Genomic DNA, 19,963 nt, shown 5'->3' on the forward strand with positions numbered 1-19,963 from the left:
TGTGTAATAATTTCTACTAAAAAGTCACAATTATCACACACCTCATCAGTTTACATAAAACACGGGCAACCTAACCCATCACCCAATGGTGTGCAAAACCAATAGTTTGCATCAGCCCATCGGCAATTAAATCCAGTACCCCATTCCCCATTAGCTAATGCTTCCACATTAGCCAATGCCAAATCAGACAAAGCGTCAGTTTTTTGATTTACATAGACGCCATATCCTGCAATTGCCGCAAATGCGACAACAACAGTTATTTTTACTAATTTCTTCATGTTACTTTTCTTTTTATTAAGAATTTTCCAACAATCAATAAAAGCATAATACTTATACTATACCATAGAAACAAGATTATAAATCTTGTGAGAACTTTTTCATGCCATTCTATCGTAATGACAGAAAAAACACTTCCATTTCAGTTTTAATCACTATCTTTGCCAAGACCTCCTTTCTCTTTTGGTATTTGGAACAAATGGTACGCAATGCGCCAACAATACGTTCACCGTTTATTCCTTCTATTTATATTATTTCTAAATAAATCAAAGTAATTTATATTCTATTATCGGCTCATCCTTATTCACATCCGTAGCTATTATAATGCCCTTCTGCTCATCTACTGAAATCCCATGAATATAGTGATCCAACACATACTTCCGAAGCGGCTTACCTTCCAAACTAAATACATAAATATTTTGTCCACCATCCGGTAAGTTAATGCCTTGCTGCGCTTTCTGCATAATATCCTTAAATGCACGTCCTTGAAAGACAACATAAATAGCACTATCTGTCACTTGTATATCACTGAACCCCATAATACCGATCGGTATACCATAACCTTGGGATATCTGAAACTCCGGTTCGCCATTAGGGCCAATACGTACAATATGCGTACTATCTTTCAGATTATAAATTTCAAGAACTTCACCCAATTGAGTAGCTGCCGCCAGCACTCCATTGCGAGGATTGTAATCAATGAAACTTCGCCACGCCTGCGCTAAAGCAGGGCGGGCACTCTTCAAGGCATCCTCATTGGCAGTGGGAACAGTCCCTATTTTACGGAGTAACTTACCCTGCCGACTTACCAAACAGAAACGACCGTCGCCGGAATAATCGGGAATGATAAAAGTGGAATCATCATATTGCACAAAGTCCAGTGCCCGAAGCAGTTCTTCATCCAGACTCACGGCTTCCAACCGAAGCAATGAGTCACCGGATGAAGCAAAACCTAACCGGGTTAATTCAGACTTATTGGAATCAAGTGTCCACAAAAAGTTCCCATTCCATCGAAGATTTTCGGCTGAAAGCATCTCTTCGGGAGCATCGCCTCGCTTGCCGAAAGAGGACAAATAATGAAAGCCGGGATAGTGAAAGGCATGGAAGAAATATTCCGTTCCATGTAAATCAAGCACTACAGCCTTGTCGTCCTGTACACGTACCCTATAAGGATAACGAAACAAAGCTGAATCCAATGACAAAGTCCGAGCTGTCAATTCTCTTGTTTCAGGAAAATCAACATAGGACGTCATTCTCTCATCAGGCACGGAAGTACAAGCCGTGAAAAGAAACACTAATAATATATTAGTAAAGGCTCTCAAGGCTATAACCGCTCATTACATATTCAACTTTATATTGAGTAGTAGGGCAATCAACACTACCTACCCCCAAACAACTAGTATATCCTCCTCCTTCACCCCAAGCTAAAGCTTCTACGTTCTTCAATAGCAAATCATCCATTTGTTTACCGGAAGATTTCTGACTACAAAAAACAGTTATTGAGCTAACTGCGCACAAACTGATTACAGCAATTTTGATTTTGTTTTTCATATTCCACTACATTTATATTAGATATCCGTATGAAGCATACAAACAAGGTTGCCTCATATTTGTCCGTAAAGGTAGACGGAATTTTCTATCATGCCAACTATTTTGCCTTACAACGACTTACCAACTTTACTTGAAAGCCTTTTGGTAAGCATCGGTAAGGCCGCTTTTTTATCCTTTTTCTGTGTTTTTCTCGATGGAATGGGGCATTTTCAAACAATAATATTCATCTCTATATTCCACGACAAGAGAAGAGATACCTTTCAATGATTCACGCAAATGATGAATAACACCATAGAGTTGGTTAGGCTTTCCTTTCCCCTGCCACAGTCCCTTATCTATTTCTTCTGCAGTCAACCGATAATTTTCAGTCCGTAGAAAGAGCTTCAACAAGGCAACTACTTGAGGCCGGAGTTTCTTCGTCTTTTCCCCATTCATCAGGATGCCTTTTTCTGAATCCAGAATAGTCCCGTCAGCCAATTCATATAATCCGGTTTGCCCTGGCTCTTCCTCCAAATGCATTTTCCTTTCAACAATTATCTTTTTCTCTTGAATACAGACGACTGTTTCCTTTTTCACCAGTTTTTGCCGCAAGAAGGAAGAAATCTGTTTATAATATAAAAGAAGAAGGAAAAAACAAAGCCAAAGTAAGAGTAATATCATGATGGGCGGCCATACCTTTAATACCTGCCACCAGTCATAAGCAATGAACCCCGTTGCCTCCACTTCACAACGAAATCCTATATAGCGAGACAGCAAGCTATCTCCCTGTAGCACCTTTATGCTATCGGAAGAGTAAACGGTGGAAGTCTTCTTCAATAAATCAGTAGTTGAAAGACGAATACCAGTATTAGCCGCTACAGATTTCTCGACCAACAGACTATTCCAAAATAGATTCAACGCATCCGCATCCAGAGGATGTTTCTCAAGTATATAGCTGAGCAACATCCTCTTTTCGGTATCTTTAATAAGACTATTATCAAATTTCACACGCGGTATTTCATAGCTATGCGTTCCATACCTGCTTGTCAAAGTTACAGGACTTTTGAATGGGGTTTCCAATGTTTTCACTTCAGGATAATCAACAGCCACAAATGGCACAACAATGTCCCCTCGTTTCTGCACCTCCAGATTCAGTGCCTCTACGAATGTTTCTTTCGCCAATGCATTCCATTCCGGTATCTGTTCTTTATAGCTAGTATAGAAGATATAGACATACACCCCTGTAACCATAGTACAAATGAAAGTTCCTATCCACAAACATATTAATCTACCGGATTCCGCAGTTCTGCCTTTTTTATTCATAGTTCATCAAACATATTATTCTGCAAAATTAATACAAAAAGGTCAACAAATACATTAATCTACTATTAATCTGACAAATAAGAAGAGAGAAAAGAAGTAAAACATCGCATCAGAACCAGGAGGAGAGAAGAAAAGCACAGAAAAATTCGCAAAAGTTTTGGAGATTTCAAGAAAAGCTATATCTTTGCACCCGCAATCGAGAAACGATGGCGGGATAGCTCAGCTGGTTAGAGCGCATGATTCATAATCATGAGGTCCCCGGTTCAATCCCGGGTCCCGCTACAAGATGAAGATTTAGACTGTTAGGAGGCTTCCACTCTTGGCGGTCTTTTTTTGTTTTTACACATCAGTGAAATCATAGTGAAATCAGATCAGCGTAAAAAACGGCGGATAACACAGTATCATAAAAATAAATAGCTTATATGACTAGTAGAAGAGATTTTATGAAAAAGGCTGGAATGATTGCTGCAGCTGCAGCAATCCCGGGAATAATGCAAGCAACAACATCCACAGAGGAGAGCAATAGTCTTTCCTCAAAAAAAGGAATGATAAAAACAGGTGTCCAATGGGATGTAATTGTTGTGGGAGGTGGTCCCTCCGGTTGCGCAGCGGCAACGGCAGCGGCACGAGAAGGTGCTAAGGTTTTGTTGATAGAATCAACAGGAATGTTAGGAGGAATGGGAACATCAGGATTGTTAAATGCCTGGTGCCCCTTTACGGATAAAGAAAAGATAATTTACAGAGGAATTGCCGAAAGGGTTTTCCTTGAGGCAAAAAAAGGAGTTCCACATAGCAAAGGTAACGACTGGGTCCCCATCAATACGGAATATCTAAAAACGGTATACGACGATCTGGTCACTTCCGAAGGAGTTTCTGTGTTATTCTTCTCCACCATGGCCGCGGTAGAGATGAAGCAGGAAGGAGTGGTGGATGCAATTGTTGTAGCCAACAAAGCCGGACTCACTGCTTACAAAGCAAAACTGTTTATCGACTGCACAGGCGATGGTGATTTAGCAACATGGGCCGGTGCAGGTTTTGATATGGGCGATGAAGAAGGAAATGTTCAGCAAGGCACTCTTTGTTTTTCCTTATCCAACATCGACCCTTACGAATTTTCACTAGTTGGCTCTGTGCACACCAACCGAAAAGACGGACCTATTCATAAGATGCTCGATTCTGGTAAATATAATCTGATAAAAGACAATCATATCAACGATAAATACGCCGGACCAGGATATCTGATGTTCAACGCAGGACATGTAACAGTAGACAGTACAGATCCAGTCTCTCTTTCGAAAGCCATGATGGCTGGCCGGAAAGTAGCCCGACAATTCCAGGAAGGACTCGCCGAATATGAACCTAAGGTGTTTGCTTCCTCTTATCTGGCAAGTACTGCTTCATTAATGGGAATTCGCGAAAGTCGACGCATCAAGTGTGATTATACTTTCACGTTAGATGATTGGTTAGCCCGCAAAGAATTTGAGGATGGCATTGGTCGTAACGCCTATTATATCGATGTACATAAAAGCAATGCCACAACATATCCCAGATACGGAAAAGGAGAATCGCACGGAATTCCTTTCCGAAGCCTTCTTCCAATAGGATTAAAGAATGTTTTTGTAGCCGGCCGTTGTATTTCAACCGATCATTACGCACATGGAAGTCTGCGTGTAATGCCACCTTGCCTGGTGACTGGAGAGGCTGTAGGTGTAGCTGCCGGACAAATCTGCAGATCCAAATCGCCTGACGTACATAATGTAGATATAAAACAACTTAGAAACAGACTTCAACAGGTAGGTCAATTGTTGTAATACTGCAACAAAAAGAAGGACGCCAAAGCTCATGGCGCCCTTCTCTTATCAATCACAGTCTTATGAAAACTATCTCAATTCTAAAGTGCTTCTTACTGCTGTAATAGCCGCTGCACTCGGTGTAACCGCCTTCCGCGTACAATAATCAAATTCGGCTGATTTTTCACCGCTAAATGACTTCCATTTCAATTTCAGTTTAACTGTTTTACCTTCCGTATCAGGCAGTTCGTCCAACTTAAAAGCTACTAAGCCGTCACCTTCACTTCCGTAGGTATCGCCATACGCATTGTGGCGGAACTCTACTTCATAAGGATTCTCCAGATTTTGTCCCAACAACAAGTTTACGAAATGCTTTTTACTACCGCCCCATATAGTCCTGAAACGAAGTGTCAGATATCCATCTTCAGCGATAGTTACCCAATCATTCACAATCTCTACAGGGTCTGTGCCATATACCTCATCATTTTCTTCCCCTAAATCCGGTGCAATAGGCTTGGTCAGGATACTGTCTATCCAGTTTATATGCACGGCTTTCGTGTAGTCGCCACTGGGTTCATTCACTTCACTGTAATTCACCAAGGCTCTGACTTCTTTGTCTCCGAAAGGAGAAGTTTTTACATTGGTTGGCAATAAGGTCGTCTTATCATCCAACTGCAAGAAGAATGCATCGTCGGCAGCGCCCTTCACTGTTACAAGAGCATTAGGATACCTCAAATAATAGGCATTGTTATCATCATCGTCCAAACAGGACTGCAAACCTATAGTACAAACTATGGCCCCAACAAATAAAAGTGTTTTATTAAATACAGAATTAATTTTCATAGTGTGGTTCCTCCTATTAAACATTTAAAATAACTTTTCTACGTTATAGAAATGAGATATTGAGGAAAAGACTGCATGGCATTTTGTTAATTATGCTCAAATAGAATTAGCAAAGTTAATTAGAACAACATATATATCTGATTATCAGCAGATAGCATTTACATCTCATTTACCCAATAATGTAAAAGCATTTACCCCAGGATGTAACGCCCTTTACTCCTTATTGTAACGCTCTTTACCGCGGTATGTAACGACCTTTACCGCGGCGTGTAAATGGAGTTACCGTGTGGAGTTAACAAAGGTTGTTAATCAATAACTGTATATTTCCCACTTTGCATTCGTTGTGCCACCATCCGAATGACCCATACCGCACCTAATATATGATCCGTATGAGCATGAGTCACAAACATATCGTGAATACGTTCAATGGCGATACCGGCTTTCTCTAACTGAACCAATATCCCATTCCCTCCATCGGCATCCACGAGGAGCACATTTTCAGTTGTCAGGATTGCGAAACAAGTATTATAGCATCGGGTAACGCCTGCATTACCTGTACCTAACATAATAATCTGAGTATCCTTCATCTTCTTAATTCTATAATTACGAAATCTGAGCCACAAAGATAAACAGAATATGCCATTCTATAAGGAGAGAGCAAAGCTCTCCTCATAAAATGGCATATTTATAACAGTATAGTGAAAGTATGTGACTACTTACTGAAATCTCTTGGAGCCGGAACAGGCGGCAATGGCTTACGATCCTGCAATTCTTTCATCACTTCTTCGATAGCCTTATTGAGCTGTTCGTCTTCACCGTTCCATTCCTTCACCGGATCGTTATCAATCAAGATATCCGGATCGACGCCATGATTTTCAATAATCCACTGGCCTGTTTTCGCATCATAACTGGTGAAGAAAGGAACACGGATATCCGTACCATCCATATAAGGCAACGGTCCGCTGATACCTACAATACCACCCCAGGTGCGGGTACCGATTAGTTTACCAAGCCCCAATGCACGGAAGCCCCACGGGAAGAGATCACCATCAGAAGCAGAATATTTATTAATCAAACAAACCTTCGGCCCTACTTGCACAGCATCGGGTATAGTGCCGACATGCTTCGTACCACGTCCCATCGTCAAGCGGTAAGGTTCGCGAGACAAACGTTCCAGAATCATAGGAGATACATTACCGCCACCATTAGCACGGTCGTCTATAATCAGACCTTCCTTGTCGAGCTGCGGATAGAAATAACGGGAGAACTCGTTCAGACCTTCCGGACCCATATCAGGGATATAGATATAACCGATACGTCCATTGGATGCCTTTTCCACCTTCTTCAGGTTATTCTGTACCCAATTATAATGATAAAGAGGATATTCATTTTCCAGCGGACTGATGACAATCTTTCTTGCACCTGCCAATTGCGGTTTGCTGTTCAGCGAGATTTCTGTCGGCACATCAGCCTTTCCTACCAGTAAAGCATAGATATTCTTCACCGTATTCGTAGGTATACCGTCAATGGCAACAATGTATTCCCCGGCCTTAGCCTCAATCCCCGGTTCAGTAAGCGGAGAGCGCAGTTCCTTACTCCAGGAAGCACCGGGAAGTATCTTGTCCAAACGGAAGAAACCACTCTTATCTGCCGATATCTCAGCACCCAGCAAACCAGTCTTGATACGTGCCGGTTTATCCGTTTCACCCGGATTGACGTATGCGTGTCCGCAGTTAAGCTCACCAATCATCTCTCCAATGATATAGTTCAGGTCGAGACGTGTCTTTGCATAAGGCAGCAGAACAGAATATTTCTGTTTGATTGCTTTCCAATCCACACCATGCATATTCTCCAGATAAAAACCATCACGATAAGCACGCCAAGCCTCATCAAAGATCTGTGCCCATTCCTTGGGGTAATCTATCGTAATGGACATGTTATCCATATTGACAGGCGTACTCAGATTAGCCGCTCCTTCCGGTATAGCGGTTACATAAAGCTTGTTGTCCTTGTAGAACAAAGCCTTTTGACTACCCGGAGTAACCGTCATCATAGCACCATCGGCAACCGTTTCTTCTTTCTGACCTTCAAGATCGAAAAACTTCGTTCCGCCATTGCTCCAGTAATATACCTTCTTTCCGTTTGAATAGAAATTAGCATAATAAGAAGCCGACAATGGAAGCTTGATGATACGGTCGGTGATACCTTCCGGATCAAACTTGACGAGTGACGCAGAAGCTGTTTCCTGTTTCGCTTCTTTCTTTCCGGCAGTCTTTTCAGTAGCCTTCGAGGCCTCACTCTCACTGTCGTTCTTCATTCCGGCATCTTTCTGTATAAAAGGTGACGGGGTATCTTTCGAGAGCAAAGCAAGATAAACTCCATACATATTATTATAGACATGGTTCCATTCCAACCAGCCGTATGTAGGGTTGAAATCGCGGGCAGATGAGAAAATAAGATACTTACCATCCGTACTGAATACCGGTGAAGAAGAATTATACCACTTGTCCGTCACCGGATATTCCTTCTTTCCGGCAATATCATAGACATATACAACAGTTATTTCATTGTCTGCATCACGGGTATAGGTCAGCCATTTGCTATCCGGTGAAAAAGTCACATCCTGCGGTTCCCCCATTGGGTCTTGTAATAGCATAGTCACCTGTCGTGAAGCTACATCCAGCAGATTGATACGATTTTGACGGTCGGTATAAACAATCTTCTTACTGTCCGGACTCCATTCGAAAGAACGGATATACGTATCATTATTCTTGGTCAGCTGCACCGGATTACCTTCCACTGCATCCTGAAGATAAAGTTCTGTCTCTCCGGTAGCATCCGAGATATAAGCAATGTATTTTCCATCAGAAGACCATTGTGCATTACGTTCGTGGGCACCCGGAGTGCGGGTTATATTTTTCGTCACACCCTTGGTTGAGGGTAGATTAAAGACCTCTCCGCGAGCAGTCACCACCACCCGTTCTCCGTCGGGAGATGCACTGGCGGCTGTCAGATACTTAGCCCCATTCTTTATGGCGCTGCGTGCATAGATATTATCCGAAGCAAGACTGATATTGACTTTCTCGGGCTGACGGGTGGCAGCATCCATCTTATAGATATATCCGCCATTCTCAAACACAATGGTATTGCCGGAAGCACTCGGGAACTTCACATCATATTCAGTAAAGTTAGTAACCTTCGACGTCTGCTTTGTCTTCGTATTATAAACAAAGATATTCATAGTGCGGTCACGGTCGGAAAGGAAAAATATATCATCGCCTATCCACATGGGGAAGATATCCTGAGCAACATTATTCGTTATATTCTCCACTGATTTCTTTGCCGGATCGTATATCCAGACATCATCCGCCATACCACCTTTATAATACTTCCAAGTACGGAATTCACGCATGGTACGGTTGTAAGCCAGTCGCTTGCCGTCGGGAGAATAGCTACAGAATCCACCCTCGGGCAAAGGGATAATTTCGGGCATACCACCCTCCTGATTGACAGAATAAAGTTTACCGGCAAAACCGTCACTGATACGGTTACGATAAATGATCTGTTTACCATCCGGTGTCCAAGTCATCACAATATTGTTAGGTCCCATACGATCGCCCAGGTCATCACGGGAATTCGTTGCAGTATACGTCAGGCGTTGTGGTTCTCCACCAGTTGCCGGGATGGTGTATACTTCCGTATTTCCATCATACTGACCGGTAAAAGCAATCGTTTTGCCATCGGGTGAAAAACGAGGGAACATTTCGTAACCTACATGCGAAGTCAGGCGCTGCGCCTCTCCTCCAGTGACAGGCACTCTATACAAATCGCCTGCATACGAGAAAACAATCTCGTTCCCGTTCGTTGCCGGAAAGCGCAATAAACGCGCTTCATCTGCTGCCGAAAGACAGACTGATACACCTACAAGGGCAAATAAGGATAAAAGTAATTTCTTATTCATACTCTTAAATATTAATTAACTTACAAAAGTATGAAAAGAAAAAGATAGTACAAATTGATAGAATGAATTTGTTGACAGAATTACTCTTTTCCATTAACAAACTCTCCGGGTTTGATACCGAATTGCTTTTGGAAACATTTGGCAAAATAAGATGGATTATTAAAACCTACCATATAGCAAATCTCATTAATCCGGTATTTATTCTCTGAAAGCAAAGCAGCAGCTTTCTTTAACCTCACAATCTGAATCAGTTCATTCGGAGTAACATTAGCCAGCGTTTTTATTTTGGCAAATAATCCGGAACGACTGATGCAAAGTTCTTCTGCCAGAAAATCAACAGACAGTTCCGAATTTGAGAAGTTTTGCTCTATAATCTCATTGATACGGGTAAGGAATTTATTATCCATAGAGTTATTGGCAATACTGTTCAACGGTACCAATGGCATTTTAGAGAATTTCTGACGCAACAAATTACGCAGATCAAGCAGATTCTTAATACATGCTTCCAGATACTGCACCGAGAAAGGCTTTTCAATATAAGCATCCGCCCCGCAGTCCATACCTTCTATTTTGGAGTTCGTATCTGTTTTAGCAGTCAGCAAAATAAACGGTATATGACTGATGGACTGGTCGGCGCGTAAAGCCTTGCAGAATTCCACCCCATCCATGCGCGGCATCATCCAGTCGCTCACAATCAAGGTAACCTCATGTTCCTTCAGTTTCTCCAATGCCTCCATTCCGTCTTCTGCCGTCAGAATGGAATATTGGGCGGAGAAACTGCTTGAAAGGAAGTTCAGCATTTCTTCGTTGTCATCCACAATCAGCATCAACGGTTTGTTCTTAGAGGACATCACCGGCAAGGTTTCCGACAAGATATCCTCGGGTATTACCGGATTGAGAACACCTGCCTCCCCTTCCTGCACCTCCGCCCCGACTTGTTCGATAGGCAACGTCACTATGAAAGAGGAACCTTTATTGATTTCGGATTCCACCTCTATGCAACCGTTATGCGACTCCACAATGCTCTTCACAATGCTGAGTCCGATACCCGTACCGGGTTTATTATCCATGGCCTGAAAGAAAGGCTTAAAGATTCTCTTACGGTCTTCTTTACTGATACCGATTCCATTATCTGTCACTTTCACCACAAACGTATGCTGTTCCGGCTGAACAATACATGAGAGGACAACTTTATCCTTGGTATACTTGCTTGCATTCGTCAGCAGGTTACTTATCATTTTAGTGATCGCCTCACTATCCACCATAGCCGTGAAATCAGCATCGGGATATTCCACTTCCAGATGCGCACCATGCTGGGTGATAAACGGTTTGAACCGTTCGCAAACCGCCTGTAACAACTGGCGGATGTTCTGCGAAGCATATCTCATGGTTATGCCTTCCTGTTCCACCTTACGGAAGTCCAGCAACTGATTGACCAGAAACAGCAGTCGCTGACTATTGCGGTCGATAATATTCAGATCGTCCCTCAGCACTGCAGGCATCGGTATGGACGATTTCATAATCTTCTCCAAAGGACCGATGATAAGCGAAACCGGGGTGCGGATTTCGTGAGCTATCATCGTGAAGAACTTAATCTTAGCTTCATGCACTTCCTTCTCCTTACTGACATTCAGTTGATTGATTTCCGCAGTGTGCTTCTTCTCCGTCCGCTTCAACAAGAAACGGATAAAGAAGGTCAGCGCTATGCACACCCATATGAAATAAAGAATCTTGGAAGCCGTGCTCCAATAAAAAGGAGGATGAATGGTTATTTTCAAGCTCGCTTCCTGATTACTCCAAATACCGTCATTATTCGTGGCTTTTACCTTGAAGACGTATGTTCCGGCAGGCAAGTTGGTATAAGTAGCTTTATTCTGCGAACCTACATAATTCCAGTCTTTATCAAAACCTTCCAGTTTATAGGCGTACTGGTTCTTTTCGGGTGTACAATAGCTCAATGAAGCATAGAGCAGACTGAATACATGGTCTTTATAAGACAAATCCAGTTCCGCCATCCAGTTCAGGGCTTTCGGCAACTTCTTATCTCCTATCCGGATTTCCTTGTTGAAGATTTCCAATCCTGTGATAACAACCGGTGGAAGCACCTTATTCATTTTTATCTGATAAGGATAAAAGGCATTGAAGCCATTGACCGAGCCGACATATATCTTCCCGTCGGAAGCCTTCAAAGCAGCATTAGGCAGGAATTGTTCGCTCTGCAAACCATCGCTACGCGTGAAGACCTGACAACTCTCGCCGGGAGCGTAACGAACCAGCCCTTTCGTCGTGGTCAGCCACAGCACATGCTGATCTTCAACTATACCGCAGATGTTACGGCTGGGAATATCCAGAGGTATCGCTTCAAACCGGTCTTCCCCAGCGTCATACTTGCAAAGCCCGTTCATCGTCCCCACCCACATATTTCCGTTACCATCTATCAACACACAATTCACCTGATCGTTAACCAATGCACCGGGAGTATTACTGTACACGTAATTCTTCCAGGTCTTTTTATCCGGATTATACTTAAACAAACCCTTCCCTTGCGTAGAAAACCAGATGTTACCATCGGCATCCTGATCTATATCAATGGTCAGCGATTCCAAGTCTTTGACACGGATAAAATTGTCTTCTTCACGGTTATACAAGTTTATTCCTGCCATAGAAGTCACCCAGATCCGTTTCTCCCGGTCACGGAAGATGGCGTAAGAACTGGTACCGTCAAGGGTGGTCAAATCGCCCCCTTTGGTGGTATATACCCTGAACGTGCCTGTTTTCGTATTCAGCACATTGACTCCTCCCGTATAGGTACCAATCCATAAATCGTCATCATCCATACAAAGAGCATGCACATTATGGTAAGAAAGACTGTTTCTGTGCTCATCGGGCATATAATGAGTGAATTGTTTATCCTTGGGAGCAAAGCGGCTCAGACCTCCATCGTCAGAGGCTATCCAGATATATCCAGAAGAGTCTTCACAAAAACGTCCGATAACAGTTCCGTTCACCGAGTTGTAAAAGCGCGAATGGGCAAAGCATTCAAACTGCCCGGTATTAGGCGAAAGATAATTCACCCCACCGTAATAAGTCCCGACCCAGATTCCGCCTTCACGGTCTTTTACGATAGGATAGACAAAACGATTGGATAATGAATAAGGGTTTGTTTCATCTTCCGTGAACAGTTGATGTTCACACGTAAGGGTATTAAACAACAAAAGTCCGTCATCCGAACCTATCAATAGTTGGTGGGGAGCATATTCCATCAAAGAGTGGATATGTGTAGCCCCTTTACCTTCCGACGGATGCAAATAAGTGATTGCCTTACCTGTATATCTATCTATCTTCTGCAAGCCGCATTCCCAGGTTCCCAGCCACAGTGCATGTTCAGAGTCTTCGAGCATGACCAGAGAGTTTGAGTCATATTGCCCCGCTTCGTAAGTGATAGGGAAAGGCTCGAATTTATTCTCCGCCTTATTCAGCTTGGACACAGTGGGACTTCCCCAATTAGTGACCGCCCAGATCTGATTTTCACTATCAACCAGCACACTCGCCATTAATCCATTGGCATCTTTAAATTCATAATGTTCCAGATAGTGCTTGGATATATTATACTTGAAAATACCTTGCCCTACTGTCGAGAACCACAAGTTGCCGTCTCTGTCTTCTGCAATATGATTCACATTGCTCTTAATGCTGTCACCTTGGGCTGTCAATACTTTGAATAGTTCAAAGCTTTCCGTTTCATAATCAAAAATATACACCCCGCCTTCTGTCCCTACCCAGATATTGTCCGTAGTGTCGTAAAGAGAAGAGATATAATCATTAGACCCTTGCGGATTCAGATTATAAACCTTTATAGTGGTGCCGTCGTAACGGTTCAAGCCGTCATCCGTACCAAGCCACATAAAGCCATATTTATCCTGCATAATAGCACGCACAGAGTTGGATGATAATCCATCTTCCACGGAGAAATGGCGGAACCAGAAATCAGTAGAAGCTGCCGGAAGCACCAACGGAATAATACCGGCTATTATAGCAAGGATAATCTTTTTCATTTCTTCACCAGATATTGATTGAACATAATTCCCATTACAATCAATGCAAGACCGATGTAAGTTGTAAACACAATCTGTTCACCCAATATGATTGCAATGAAGAATAAAGACAAGAAGGGAGATAAGTAACAAAGCTGGTTGACCAGTGCCGGATTGGATGTTTTCCGCATGGCAAGGCTGAAAAAGATGAAAGGAATACCCATTTCAAACCCGCCGACATACATACCCGACAAGATACCGGGCAATGTATTAAGGTGCACCCCCACTCCCACAGCTCCTATCAACAAATAAACCGTGCCGAACAGGAAACTCATAAACAGAGCGATACTACCATCTGTTTTATCTTTGAACTTATTGTTTATCATCCAATACATGGCCCACAGCAAAGCACTCAATGCCGCCAACAATAAGCCATGCACGGGTATATCCATACCTCCCGACTGCCCGGTTCCTACAGAAATAAGTACCACTCCACCCAGTGAAATGAACATGCCAATATATTTCTTTTGGGGTATGGGCTGATGGGCAAACAAGGCCAACAGAATAAGCAGCACAATAGGCCATGCATAGTTGATGGGCTGCGCTACTTGTGCAGGTAGCAGATCATAAGCCTTGAACAACACCAGATAATAAGCGACAGGGTTCAGCAATCCCAACAATGCAAAATATCCCCATTGGCGACCGGAAAGTTCCGACACCAGTCTCCACTTCTTCTGGAAAGTCAGCAAAAGGGCAAATATGACTAATGAAGTACAACTTGCTATCAGCAGCATCTCAAAATGAGTAAGATGCGTTAATGCTATCTTAAAAGCAGTGGCTACAGTAGACCAACTAAGCACTGCAATGCAGGCATAAACAACGGCACTTGTACTGTTTTTCATCGGTTCATATATGTTTCTTTTGCAGACATCGTATTTATCTGTATGTTTATAAAGGATTGCTTCCCGTAACCCTGATGCGATATGGCCATTGAGCATCTTTCTCTCCCGGAGCGGGATTCATCCAATGCTCCGTCGGCGCTCCCATCACAACCAACCACAAGTGGGTCAGAGTTTGATTTTTTGGAGCTGTAAAAATAATACTTTTCCCGCTATTATCGCCCATTTCGCCATAAATAGATTTACCTTCTGCCGTTACAGCAACAAAACCATAACGCCAACCTGCCTTATCTGTATGGATTGCAGTATATCCTTCCTTTCCTGCTTCTCCGCAGAATTCCACTTTCACTTTCTCTCCCGGCTGAGGAACAGCCAAAGGAATAGCATTGAATCCATAATTTTCAGGACAATTCTCCGGTGCTATCCCATACCATCCATCCGGCTGAGCTATTAGCTGAGAAGTATATTTATTGGCATACGGACGTATTTCTTTCCAGACGCGCGGAAAATCCCAGTTGATAAAGTGGCGGTAAGTATCAAACATCTCGTCACAGAATTGTTTCTGATTCAAAGCAGCCAAACGTTTGTAGGTGATAACCGGATCTTCTCCCCGCTTTCCCTGGCGGTAAAGTTCGGCTATAATGGGAAGTCCCCGTTTCATGCCCCAGTATTCCAATACGTAAGGTGAATGATAAATATTCTCCATGTGGAGATAAGCCTTGTGAGTCAGTTTCATGAAAGCATCCCAATGATATTTTTCATCAGTAATCCATTCGGGATTAACCTGCCACAGCATCCATTGCGAAGTCATTTCAAAGAAACCGCATCCTCCCCAGGCTTCGCCCTGCCCATCGCAACTGATCTGTGCCTGAAAACTATGTCCCAATTCATGGGCGATGCAGTTCAGTTTCTTATCTTGCACACGGTTGGGAGCAATCCATAATGCACCGATTTCTCCGTCATAATCTCCACCGTATGCCGTGCCTTCCAGGGAATAGTTCAGCATCACCATCATGCGATACTTGTCGCACTTGGAACCGGGACGTGAGAATTCCAGTGTATCACGGAAGAAACGGTAAAAACTCTCCAACTTACCCATCAGATTCGGTAAATCAACTTTCATATCATGTCCTTCCAGCTGTGGAGGGTTGGACAAATCGTTCCCAAAGCCTTTTTCCCAGAAGATGACGAAGTTTTCGGTGCAGGCCATGCGGCGGTAGCTCCACTTGCTTTCAGGGTTTTGCAAATCCATTCCCTGAAAGTCTTTGGGAATATAGATAGTTTTTCCCGAAGGAAGAACGGACTGTTGAGCCGAAAGGGAACTTCCGATTAACAATCCAATCAAAAAAAAGATGAAAATATGTAGTTTCATTAGTCTTGAGTCTATTTTTATTTCTTCATTAATCTACAATTATAAATATTGCTCACACGAGTTTTATCATTAGCCCGGAACATGATTCTCACTTTGTCTTTACCTTGCGTTACTTCCAGTGGAATACTGACAGCATGTTCCACGAATCCTTGTGTAGTATCTGTAAGACTGACCGGTTGTACCCAATCACCAATCACAACATCAAACGTATATTTCCGACTGTCACCTCCGTAGTAAGTCAATAAAAGTTCCATGGGTTGATCGTAACCACATTTCATATCAAAAGCAAACCAACCATTTTCGTAAGCAAAACGGTATTTACGCAGATAACCTTCTCCGTTACGAGTATTCTCGCCTTTTAGGTTATGATCCCGTTCGGGTTGCATCTCACCAAAAACGATATAATCCGTTGTCATTTTATCCAATTCGGCAATCCGTTCTAATTCAGCCTTGCGTTTTTCTTCAACAACATTCCATTCGGCTGGTGAATATACATCCCAATAAACGGTCTGATTTTCATCTGCTACTTTATAGAAAGGTAACATCTTCACGTTATCCGGTCCTCCAGGCAGTGTCGTAACAAAACTGACAGAAGTATCACTAATCTTTTTTATGTAATTCGTCAAACTCTTCTCTTCCGAAACAAATACAGGGATATCTCCCATCTTTCGTTTTTCCGTACCAAAGGTTCCTGCCAAAATGGTCGGTCCGTAGAAGACAGCACGGCGGTCAACATTATCGGGCATAGACACAGTATAGAGTGGCATAGGCAAAATTAACTCTATTACATCATTCTTTTTCCATTTACGATGAAGACTGATAAATGAACCGGGAACACTTTCCACTTTTTGTTTACTGCCGTTTATACGAATAGCAACATCTCCCGCAGCCCAAACCGGACGACGCAAATTAATGGTAAGTGGTTCTTTCGACGTCTCTTCCAGCTTAATTACAACTTTACCATGTTCGGGATAATCTGTAGTCATGCGAAGTTTTAAACTTTTCTCTTTCCATGTTAAAACAGAAGGAATATATAGATTTATATTCATCATTTCTTTACCCGGCACATAGCTATAGATAGCTCCACCATACTTGGAATGGTTTTCGAAACCACTACCCATGCAACAACTAAAATTATTGTGCCGACTACCAAAACCTTTATGTGTACCCATTCCTAATGAAAGAAAATAACAGACGTTTCCTGTTTCGGGATGCTGTGAAGCTAAAATATGGTTATACAGTGCCCGTTCGTAATAATCCAGATATTGTACATCGTTCGTCCACTCATAAAGGTGTGCGGTCAGTTTCAACATATTGTAAGTATTGCAAGTTTCACAGGTATTGGTACCCAAGCGGTTATTCAATTTATCAGGAACAGAGAGATACTCACCCATACTATTTCCACCATTAGCATAAGAATGATGATGAACGATCGTTTCCCAAGAGAAACGAGCTATTTCCTCGTCGCGATGGTTACCGGTCAGTTCATATTGGCGGGCACTACCTATCAGTTTTGGTATTTGGGTATTGGAATGCAGCCCCTGCAAAACATCTACTCCCTCTGCTAACTTATCTTGCAAACGCTTATGATAGAAAGCATAGGAAGCATCAAGAAATTTCTTATCTCCAGTCAAGGCATACATTTGCGCAAATGCTTCATTCATTCCTCCGTATTCACAATTCAGCATTGTCTGCATCTGCTCTTCACTCAATGGAGCAATGACATCTGCCAGATAATCGGATAAATTGATTAATACTTTCTTTGCAGTTTCGTTTCCTGCCAAGAGATAAGCATCATTCAGACCCATCATTGTCTTATGTTCATTGTACCAAGGTACCCAAATGCCATTCAAGTCAAAACCCATAGAACGGATAATACCTTTTTTCACTTCCTTGAATACTTTATCACCTCCGGGCATTCCACCGATGAAACCATTGACAAAGTTCATTTGGCAAGAATCCAACTCATTCACCACATAGTCTATCTTGGCTTTAAAAGTCTCGTCACCCGTAGCGGCATAATGCTGTGACATAGCAGTAAGCAAATGTCCCAACGTATGTCCGGCAATGCCCATTGATTCCCAACTACCGTAAGGTTCCGCCTTTGGTTTCAAATTCGCATTCTTGCGGAAATTGGATAACAGCCGATCCAAGTCAAGCTCTTTCATCCATTGCTCATTCTGATTCATCGCATGCAAGAAAGGGCTGTCGAGAAGACGGACATCCTGAATACTAAAGTACCTGGTTTTAGGAGAAATAACATCTTTAACTGCAGGTTTATAATTTTGTGCAAATCCCACCTGATCCACAAGGAGAAATACCGTAAAAATTAATATATACTTTACTTTCATTTCACTCTTATATTTAAATTACTAATTTAATAAGTCTGTCCCTTCAAATTTCACTTTATAGGGACATTGACCATCATCCGTCTCATCTTCATTCCAAGCATGAGAGATATATTGTTCGGGAGCGCCCATTACTACAAAAAAGAGCTTATCAGTCCCTTCCAAAATGATATAAGATACTACACTTTCTTTGTCTTGATACATCGGAGCATATTGAGCCACACCGTTTACGACAGCCACAAATCCATACCTCCATCCGGCAGCAGTATTATTTCTATTATAATTAGTAGCAACACCTACTTTTTTACCATCCGCATTAACAATGATTCCCGGATCTTCCGATGCCAAACTTGTACCTGTATCCAGCCCTTTAAAATCAACCTTCACAGTACTACCTGCCTCCGGAACATCCAATGATATAACATTGAATCCCGTACTCCCCGGACAACTGGAATAGCCTACTTGATAATATCCATCACTGGCGTATAGCTTGGTAGAATATTTCTTTGCACTCTCAGTAACGTATTTACGCACAATATCAATGTCATAGGTAGTCATACGTGTGGCATAATCATACAATTCTTCATAAAGAGTTGCCACCTTGCCTTTACAATATAAACGCTGATAAGTCATAAGCGGATCTTCCGGATATTTCGATTGTTTCCATATTTCTCCCAGTACACTAACACCATGTTTCTGTGTCCAGTAATAAGGTAACCAGTAACTGGCATATCGCATCCATTCGTGATTAAAATGACGGTGATAGTTAGCTTTCCAAACATCAACATGATACCCAAAAAGTTCTTGAGGATAAGTCTGAAGAGATTGCCATTGCGCACACTGTTCCCAAAAGCCATTACCTCCTTCACCATTCGGTCCAAAGCCATAACGAAAACCTTGATGAAAATCTTTGGCAGCTCCATTCAACAGTTTGTCACAATACACTTGATATTGGAAACTATGCCCTATTTCATGTGCAATCGTAGAGCCTACCGGTTTGCAGGTACTCGGATTTATCCATAAAGCACCGATTACATCATCATAACCTGAACCTGTTGCCAACCATTCTTCTTGATAAAGTAAATAGATTTGCATCTTATACCGATCCAAATAAGATTTTCCTTGTCCTACTTCGGCAAACTTCAATGTCTCAATATTCGTCAGATAAAATTGTTCAGCTTTTGCCAGCAAGTCATCTACATCAACCCGCATAGACTCTGAAACACTTTTAGCATTCGGATCTTTACCGAATCCTACTTCCCAGAACACAATAAAATGTTCACTCTGTTTATGACGATAGAATGACCATTTGGCATCCCTCGAAAACATATCCATCATTGCAAACTCTGATGGTTTATAGTACTTCTCGTAACCGGGAATGTCTGAGGGCTTAAGTACATCGGGCTGATTAACAGCTACAGAATCATCCTGACAACTAAAAAAAAACAGAATAGCAACAATAAACATGAAGCCAATCATCCCGTTATAACAGTTTCTTCTTCTATTCATGAAAATATATACTATGTAATTGCCTTCTGAATGAAGAATGGGGATCCCCACTTTATAATACAGAGATCCCCACCTCAT

Annotated in this window: 12 protein-coding genes, 1 tRNA gene and 1 pseudogene; 2 read left to right on the forward strand and 12 right to left on the reverse strand. The window is 42.3% G+C overall.

Annotation, left to right across the window (positions count from 1 at the left end; genetic code table 11):
* Positions 1–50: 50 nt before the first annotated feature.
* From BACINT_RS02285 to BACINT_RS02300, 4 genes are all read right to left on the reverse strand, one after another.
* Positions 51–278, reverse strand: a complete 228-nt coding sequence (locus BACINT_RS02285) for an NVEALA domain-containing protein (protein WP_007660237.1) — start codon at positions 276–278, stop codon at positions 51–53.
* A gap of 264 nt (positions 279–542) precedes the next feature.
* Positions 543–1,529 (reverse strand): BF3164 family lipoprotein, encoded by a 987-nt coding sequence (locus tag BACINT_RS02290; RefSeq protein WP_007660241.1) that lies wholly within the window; start codon positions 1,527–1,529, stop codon positions 543–545.
* A gap of 52 nt (positions 1,530–1,581) precedes the next feature.
* Positions 1,582–1,827: an NVEALA domain-containing protein gene (locus BACINT_RS02295; RefSeq protein ID WP_007660242.1), complete on the reverse strand. Its 246-nt coding sequence runs from the start codon at positions 1,825–1,827 to the stop codon at positions 1,582–1,584.
* 168 nt (positions 1,828–1,995) lie between these two features.
* On the reverse strand, positions 1,996–3,129 hold the full coding sequence (locus BACINT_RS02300) for a hypothetical protein (RefSeq protein ID WP_007660244.1): 1,134 nt from the start codon (positions 3,127–3,129) through the stop codon (positions 1,996–1,998).
* Between the two features lie 208 nt (positions 3,130–3,337).
* Here BACINT_RS02300 and BACINT_RS02305 point away from each other — a divergent pair.
* Positions 3,338–3,411 (forward strand) — tRNA-Met (locus BACINT_RS02305).
* A gap of 140 nt (positions 3,412–3,551) precedes the next feature.
* A complete protein-coding gene (locus tag BACINT_RS02310; RefSeq protein WP_007660246.1) occupies positions 3,552–4,940 on the forward strand; it encodes an FAD-dependent oxidoreductase in 1,389 nt (462 codons plus the stop codon).
* Between the two features lie 69 nt (positions 4,941–5,009).
* On the opposite strand, the gene BACINT_RS02315 is transcribed toward BACINT_RS02310, so the two are convergent.
* The 8 genes and pseudogenes from BACINT_RS02315 to BACINT_RS02350 all read right to left on the reverse strand — a co-directional run bounded on the left by BACINT_RS02315 (position 5,010) and on the right by BACINT_RS02350 (position 19,885).
* A complete protein-coding gene (locus BACINT_RS02315) occupies positions 5,010–5,762 on the reverse strand; it encodes a NigD1/NigD2 family lipoprotein (RefSeq protein ID WP_007660248.1) in 753 nt (250 codons plus the stop codon).
* A 320-nt stretch (positions 5,763–6,082) separates the two neighbouring features.
* Positions 6,083–6,349, reverse strand: a pseudogene (locus BACINT_RS02320) (MBL fold metallo-hydrolase); the annotation flags it as partial.
* A 125-nt stretch (positions 6,350–6,474) separates the two neighbouring features.
* Entirely contained in the window at positions 6,475–9,723 is a 3,249-nt protein-coding gene (locus tag BACINT_RS02325) for a S41 family peptidase (RefSeq protein WP_007660252.1), read from the reverse strand.
* A gap of 80 nt (positions 9,724–9,803) precedes the next feature.
* Positions 9,804–13,778: a hybrid sensor histidine kinase/response regulator transcription factor gene (locus tag BACINT_RS02330; protein ID WP_007660253.1), complete on the reverse strand. Its 3,975-nt coding sequence runs from the start codon at positions 13,776–13,778 to the stop codon at positions 9,804–9,806.
* A complete protein-coding gene (locus BACINT_RS02335; RefSeq protein ID WP_007660254.1) occupies positions 13,775–14,659 on the reverse strand; it encodes a DMT family transporter in 885 nt (294 codons plus the stop codon). The genes BACINT_RS02330 and BACINT_RS02335 overlap by 4 nt, the downstream gene beginning before the upstream one ends.
* A 46-nt stretch (positions 14,660–14,705) precedes the next feature.
* Positions 14,706–16,028, reverse strand: coding sequence for a DUF6055 domain-containing protein (locus BACINT_RS02340; RefSeq protein WP_007660255.1), 1,323 nt, complete (start codon positions 16,026–16,028; stop codon positions 14,706–14,708).
* 17 nt (positions 16,029–16,045) lie between these two features.
* Positions 16,046–18,379, reverse strand: coding sequence for a glycoside hydrolase family 127 protein (locus BACINT_RS02345; protein WP_007660256.1), 2,334 nt, complete (start codon positions 18,377–18,379; stop codon positions 16,046–16,048).
* A gap of 21 nt (positions 18,380–18,400) precedes the next feature.
* The gene (locus BACINT_RS02350) at positions 18,401–19,885 is read right to left on the reverse strand and encodes a DUF6055 domain-containing protein (protein WP_157448643.1); all 1,485 of its coding nucleotides are present in this window, start codon (positions 19,883–19,885) and stop codon (positions 18,401–18,403) included.
* Positions 19,886–19,963: the final 78 nt, after the last annotated feature.

It is taken from the genome of Bacteroides intestinalis DSM 17393, assembly GCF_000172175.1.
Taxonomy (GTDB): domain Bacteria; phylum Bacteroidota; class Bacteroidia; order Bacteroidales; family Bacteroidaceae; genus Bacteroides; species Bacteroides intestinalis.